Source organism: Acinetobacter sp. YH12201 (assembly GCF_013418145.1).
Taxonomy (GTDB): Bacteria; Pseudomonadota; Gammaproteobacteria; order Pseudomonadales; family Moraxellaceae; genus Acinetobacter.
On the sequence record NZ_VPCP01000121.1, the window covers coordinates 1 to 6,322 of the forward strand.

General features: G+C 40.0%; 7 protein-coding genes. 2 read left to right on the forward strand and 5 right to left on the reverse strand.

The window, feature by feature from the left end:
• Positions 1-369: 369 nt before the first annotated feature.
• A complete protein-coding gene (locus FTU91_RS15300) occupies positions 370-924 on the forward strand; it encodes a cytochrome b (RefSeq protein ID WP_180041829.1) in 555 nt (184 codons plus the stop codon).
• 78 nt (positions 925-1,002) lie between these two features.
• Here the strand turns inward: FTU91_RS15300 and FTU91_RS15305 are convergent, their stop codons facing one another.
• The 5 genes from FTU91_RS15305 to yaaA all read right to left on the reverse strand — a co-directional run bounded on the left by FTU91_RS15305 (position 1,003) and on the right by yaaA (position 5,363).
• Positions 1,003-1,362, reverse strand: a complete 360-nt coding sequence (locus tag FTU91_RS15305) for a hypothetical protein (protein ID WP_180041831.1) — start codon at positions 1,360-1,362, stop codon at positions 1,003-1,005.
• A 75-nt stretch (positions 1,363-1,437) separates the two neighbouring features.
• Entirely contained in the window at positions 1,438-2,439 is a 1,002-nt protein-coding gene (locus FTU91_RS15310; protein ID WP_180041833.1) for an adenosine deaminase, read from the reverse strand.
• Positions 2,440-2,515: 76 nt separating this feature from the next.
• The gene (locus FTU91_RS15315; RefSeq protein WP_166166715.1) at positions 2,516-3,838 is read right to left on the reverse strand and encodes an NCS2 family permease; all 1,323 of its coding nucleotides are present in this window, start codon (positions 3,836-3,838) and stop codon (positions 2,516-2,518) included.
• 368 nt (positions 3,839-4,206) lie between these two features.
• Entirely contained in the window at positions 4,207-4,440 is a 234-nt protein-coding gene (locus tag FTU91_RS15320; RefSeq protein ID WP_180082780.1) for a hypothetical protein, read from the reverse strand.
• A gap of 140 nt (positions 4,441-4,580) precedes the next feature.
• Complete coding sequence (gene yaaA / locus FTU91_RS15325) at positions 4,581-5,363, reverse strand: peroxide stress protein YaaA (protein ID WP_180082781.1); 783 nt, start codon at positions 5,361-5,363, stop codon at positions 4,581-4,583.
• Positions 5,364-5,487: 124 nt separating this feature from the next.
• On the opposite strand from yaaA, the gene FTU91_RS15330 reads away from it, so the two are divergent.
• Entirely contained in the window at positions 5,488-6,120 is a 633-nt protein-coding gene (locus FTU91_RS15330; RefSeq protein ID WP_086195611.1) for an alpha/beta hydrolase, read from the forward strand.
• The last annotated feature ends 202 nt before the right edge of the window (positions 6,121-6,322 follow it).

A 6,322-nucleotide genomic window follows, 5' to 3' on the forward strand; every position in this document is an offset into this window, starting at 1 on the left:
GTTCCACTTTAGATATTTGTTTAAGATGAGATGTAACTCATTGAAATGTGTCATCATATTCGTCGTCAGAAAACAAGTATTATGCCATTATTTCAATGAGTTATCTTTTTTTGTCGTGTACAAAGATTTTTTTCACAGCTTAATCCTTAAATATAAAATATGTTAGGCATATTTTGCCGAAACTTTCCCAAGGAAGAAATCTATATTTCAGTTGAATTTTCCACATCCGGATAATCCGATTAAAAAAACAGCATCCTTTTCAGTGTTGCAAGAAGCACACGCTTCGTTCCATATCCATCATTTTTAAATATGGGCTTTTTGATTAGCATACCCAGACTTGAAAATGACATATGGATACATAGGTATAACATGAAAAATACCTCACAATACTATACGCGTACGGCACAAATGCTGCATTGGCTCATGGCTGCTATTTTTATTGCAGCATGGTGTATTGGTTTTTATAGCGGAAATTTTCTAAGTTATGAGGTTGATGGAAGCTTTAAAGGTCAGGTCATTACTCTACATAAGAACATCGCCACCACCATTATCTTTCTGGTCCTAATTCGTATATTTTGGCGCTATACCCACCCTGTTCCAGCACTACCCGACAGCATGTCACCTTTGATGAAAGTCTTGGCACATCTGGGACATTTAGCTTTATATCTCATGTTACTGGCTTTACCGATTACCGGCTGCTTATTTAGCTGGAGTGCAGGACATCCGGCACCTGTTTTGTATTTATTCGAAATTCCACGTTTGGTCCAGGATAATCCCAACCTTTTAGCCATCGTAAAACCTGTACACATTTATTTATCCTGGTTTGCAGGCTTACTTGTCATTGGTCATATTGCGGCGGCATTAAAACATCATTTCATCGATAAAGATAACATCTTGCGCAGCATGACCCGACAAGCAAAATAATCAATTTTGTCTCCATAAAAAAGCCGCATTGATGTATTACTGATGCGGCTTTTTTATAGTTCAATTTATAACCCTAAGTTATTTCAAAGCGTCTTGGGCACAACCTTTAACACTGTTCACCACCGCTTGTTTAATCAGGCTATTTTTTGCAGATTCACTCATCGATGCCATAGCTAACTCTTTGACCGAAACGTCCTGCAAGGCATGTTCACCCACACAACCACAGATTTGTTTTTGTACGGTTGATTGCCGCTCTGAACTCATGAACAAAGCTGCGGATTGCCACACTTTTGAAGCATTCAATTCACTTTTACAGCCTTGTTCAATCACTGGTTTCAACATTTTCTGGGTTAGAGTAGCATTTTTATCGGTCGCAAAAACTGATACAGAGCCAATCAATAAAACGACTGCAAATACCCAGCAAAAAAACTTTTTCACATTAGAACCTAATAGTTATTGAACAGATCAATATATCAATCTGCCCAATCCAAAAGCATTTTTCAAAGGAATGGATTACACCAAAGAATCAATCTGTTGTGACCATTTTTGCTTTTCAGCATCCGAGATAAATGAAGCTTCAAACGAATTTTTCGCCAATTGCTTTAGCTCATCATTTGACAGGTCTAAAGCTTTTGTAATTGCAATGAAATTATCATTCATATAACCACCAAAATAAGATGGATCATCTGAATTGACCGTTACATGTACACCCTGTTGCAATAAACGGCTGATATTATGCTGTGCCATATCATCAACCACACAGAGTTTTAAATTACTTAAAGGACACACGGTTAAAGGCATTTTTTCTGTAATCAAGCGCTGCATCAACGTCGCATCTTCTTCAGAACGCACACCGTGATCAATACGGTTTACTTTCAGCAAATCCAGAGCTTCCCAGACATATTCAGCCGGACCTTCTTCACCTGCATGTGCCACCACTAAGAAACCTGCTTCACGTGCTTTGGCAAAAACACGTTCAAATTTTGCAGGTGGATGTCCAACTTCACTTGAATCCAGCCCCACCGCAATAATTTGCTCTTTAAAAGGTAAAGCCTGCTCTAAAGTTTTAAATGCGGCTTCTTCACTTAAATGGCGCAAGAAACACATAATTAAATGCGAGCTAATGCCCAATTTGCTTTGCGCATCATCACAGGCACGTTTTAAACCCTGAATCACCGTTGCAAAAGCAATGCCACGATCGGTATGGGTCTGCGGATCGAAGAACATTTCGGTGTGAACCACTTTGTCTTCAGCACATTTTTCAAAATATGCCCAAGCCAGATCATAGAAGTCCTGTTCATGAATCAGGACATTGGCACCCGCATAATAGATGTCTAAAAAAGACTGTAAATTATGAAAGTTATACGCCTGTTTCACTTCCTCAACAGATTTATACGGAATATCAATATGATTGCGTTGAGCAATCGCGAACATCAGCTCAGGCTCAAAAGTCCCTTCAATATGGACGTGTAACTCCGCCTTTGGCATGGCTTGAATAAGCTCAAGTTGATTCATATCTTATCCTTATAAAATTTTTCAAAAATAAAAAAGGGTGCAAACCGAGTTTACACCCTATTCTGAATGGGGTGAATTAGCCGCCAAATACAGCAAATTTCAATGCCCAAAGAGCCGCAACAATCCAGACCATATAAGGTACAGTTTTCGCTTGCCCAGTCAGCAGCTTGATTAATGCGTAGCTAATAAAGCCCATTGCAATACCGTCGGCAATTGAATAGGTAAATGGCATGCATACGATGGTTAAAAATGCAGGAACGGCTTCAGTGATATCATCCCATTCAATGTTGACGATCCCTTGAATCATTAACACACCTACAAATAATAATGCAGGTGCAGTAGCAAAACCTGGAACCGATTGCGCCAAAGGAGCCAGGAATAAGCACAGCACAAACAACACGGCAACAACCACAGCGGTCAAACCTGTACGACCACCTGCAGCAACCCCCGCAGACGATTCAATATAAGGTGTTGTAGAGGAAGTACCCAATGCTGCACCCGCTACAATCGCAGTCGAGTCAGCAAAGAGTGCTTTTTTCAAACGTGGTAATTTGCCATCTTTTAACAGGCCGGCACGATGTGAAACCCCCACCAAGGTACCCGTCGAGTCAAATAAATCCACCAGGAAAAATACAAAGATGACCCCAACTAGACTGGCCGTGAACAGGCCTTCAAAATCCATTTGCAGGAAGGTTGGAGCAATCGATGGAATGGCTCCTACAACACCTTTAAATTCGTTCAGCCCCATTGCTGTAGCAATCGCGGTAATCACCAGGATACTGATAATGATGGCACCACGGACTTTAAAGTGATGCATCACCACAATCATCAGGAAACCCAGCAAGGTCAGCAATACTGTCGGTTGTTTCAAGTCACCCAAGCCTACAAGGGTAGCCGGATTATCGACAATAATGCCTGAATTTTTTAATGCAATCAGTGCAAGGAACAAGCCAATGCCGCCGCCAATCGCAAATTTCAGCGACATAGGAATGGCATTGACAATCGCTTCACGGATTTTAAACATACTGATGGCAATAAACACCAGCCCTGAAACAAACACGGCAGCCAGTGCCGTTTGCCAAGGTATCCCCATGCCCATACACACCGAATAGGTAAAGTAGGCATTCAGCCCCATACCCGGTGCAAGCGCGATCGGATAATTTGCAACAAGCCCCATCACCAGACAGCCAATTGCAGCTGCAAGACAGGTTGCAACAAAAACAGCCCCATGATCCATCCCAGTTTCGGATAAAATCATTGGATTGACAATAATGATGTAACACATGGTTAAGAAAGTGGTTACACCTGCAAGAACTTCTGTGCGAAAACTGGTTTTGTTTTCACTGAGCTTAAATAAGCGTTCTAGCATATTCTCTGAAGATGGATTAGGAGTCGTCATGACTTTACCCCTGTAAGTAAACTTTATGCTATCAGCACGCTATAAAATTAATGATCCGTTTCTCAAATCACCATTAAGTTTATAGATGTCCAAGCAATCGATATGCCAATATTTTCATTAAAAACAAATATTTTCTACAATGTTTCGTAGACGACAAAACAACCGGATAACAAAAACCATAAACAAAAAAGCCGCATAACTTTTATGCAGCCTCCTGAGATAGAAAGTGAAACACTTACAATGTAAATATAAGAATTCAGATCTTGGCAAATTATAACACAATGCTTTTTATTGTTTCTAAAATTTATTTTTAATTAAATTTAAATAACTTAACAATATATTTAAAACATATAGTAAAAACCCAGGCGTTAAAACTTGCTGGATTTCACATGCAAGGGTGCTGCAAAATGGGGATCCGAAGTTTCACTCTGCTCTACCACCCTATTATTTGGATTTGCTTCTACAGCCCTCAAAGATCGATGCGCATCCTGAATCAGTTGATCCATTTCCTGTCTTTTTTTCATTTGACTGTCGCGATAAACCCCGTACCCCAGTAAAACCACTGCAAAAATAAAGGTTGGAACTAATAATCTTTTCATCATAAAATTTTATTGTTCAACAATTCATCATGATGTTAACAAACATGAATTAAAATATAATGATAAAATATTTCAAAATCCTGTTTATTTTTTCGCAATAAAAATCCCGAAATTTATCGGGATTTTTACCTTGTTACTCTCATTTAAGCAGCTTGCTGCTCGTCGCGTTTAAAGACCAGCTCACCTTGTAGCGAACTCTCTGCATCAAAATAGTAACCATCCAGATTAAATGATTTTAAGTCCTCAGCACGTTCTGCTTGATTTTCAATGATAAAACGTGCCATTAATCCGCGTGCTTTTTTTGCATAGAAGCTAATGACCTTGTATTTGCCGTTTTTCTGATCCAGAAAAACCGGCTTAATGATCTCGGCTTTAATTTTGCCTGGTTTGACCGATTTATAATATTCATCCGAAGCAAGATTCACCAATAGTTCTGAGTGCACCTCGGCTAAATCATGGTTAATCAAATCAGTAATGATATTATCCCAAAAATCATAAAGATGATGACCACGTGGATTTTTGAGCTTGGTTCCCATTTCTAGGCGATAGGGCATCATTAAATCTAGAGGACGCAACAAACCATACAGTCCAGACAACATACGCAAATGCTGCTGTGCATAGGCAATATGCTGATCATTCAGCGCATAAGCATCCAGTCCGGTATACACATCCCCTTTAAAGGCAAATAAAGCCTGACGCGCATTAGAAAAGCTCAGCTCTGGCTGCCAATCATTAAAACGCTCGACATTCAACTTGGCAATTTTTTCACTCACGCTCATTAAATTGGCGATATCTGCTGCAGAAAGCTTACGACTCACATTTACAAGTTCTTGTGAATGTTCTAGTAATCTTGGCAGTGTATGTGCATCGGTTGGAAGTGCAGATTCGTAATCTAAAGTCTTGGCTGGAGAAATTAAGGCGAGCATGAATAACCTGGTCAAAAAACAATTAAACAGACTATAACAGTAGCATTGTCTTATTGCCAATCTGTGTTTTTACTGGGTCTTAACGCTAAAATAGCCCTCTCTTCTGTCATGAGTCGGTTATTACATGTCCGAGCAAATTTTCATTCAAGGTCCTGCAGGTCAACTGGAAGTTTTTGTTGATTATCCACAGGGTGAAGTGAAAGGATTTGCGCTGGTATGTCATCCTCACCCCCTACAAGGCGGCACTCCGCAGCATAAAGTTCCAGTTCTGCTTGCTCAGATGTTTCTTGAACGCAGCTGTATTGTCTATCGTCCAAGTTTCCGAGGCTCTGGCCAAAGTACGGGTGAGCACGATAAAGGCCATGGCGAAACGGATGATATTCTAGAAATTATTCAACAGATTCGCTGTAAGCATATCAATTTGCCTTTTTATGCAGCAGGCTTTAGTTTTGGTGCCCATGTCATGGCAAAGTGTTTTCATGTATTGCCCGATGAAATTAAACCCAAACAATTGATTTTATGTGGACTACCGACTGCAACAGTTGCAGGTGTACGTCATTATGTTACACCACACATTAAAGGTGATATTCTGTTCCTGCATGGTGAAGCTGACGAAGTAACCTTGTTGTCCGACTTAATTGAATGGGCCAAACCGCAACGCCATTTACTCACCATCTTACCCGGTGCAAATCATTTCTTTACTGGATATTTAAAGCAATTACGCGTTGCTATCTCCCGCTTTCTTGTAGACGAATAAGCTGACAGCAGTATAGAGCATCTATTTTATATATGGTTTATACATGGCTGCAAATAAAAAGAGGAGGCTAAGCCCCACTGCTGTCCCATAGTTTGATTTAAATAAAAAACCTGAGTCCTAACAGTTAAAATATGAGTACGAACCAACACTTTAACGACCAGGATTCAGGTTTTGTCACATCAGAATACCGTATTTCATCAGC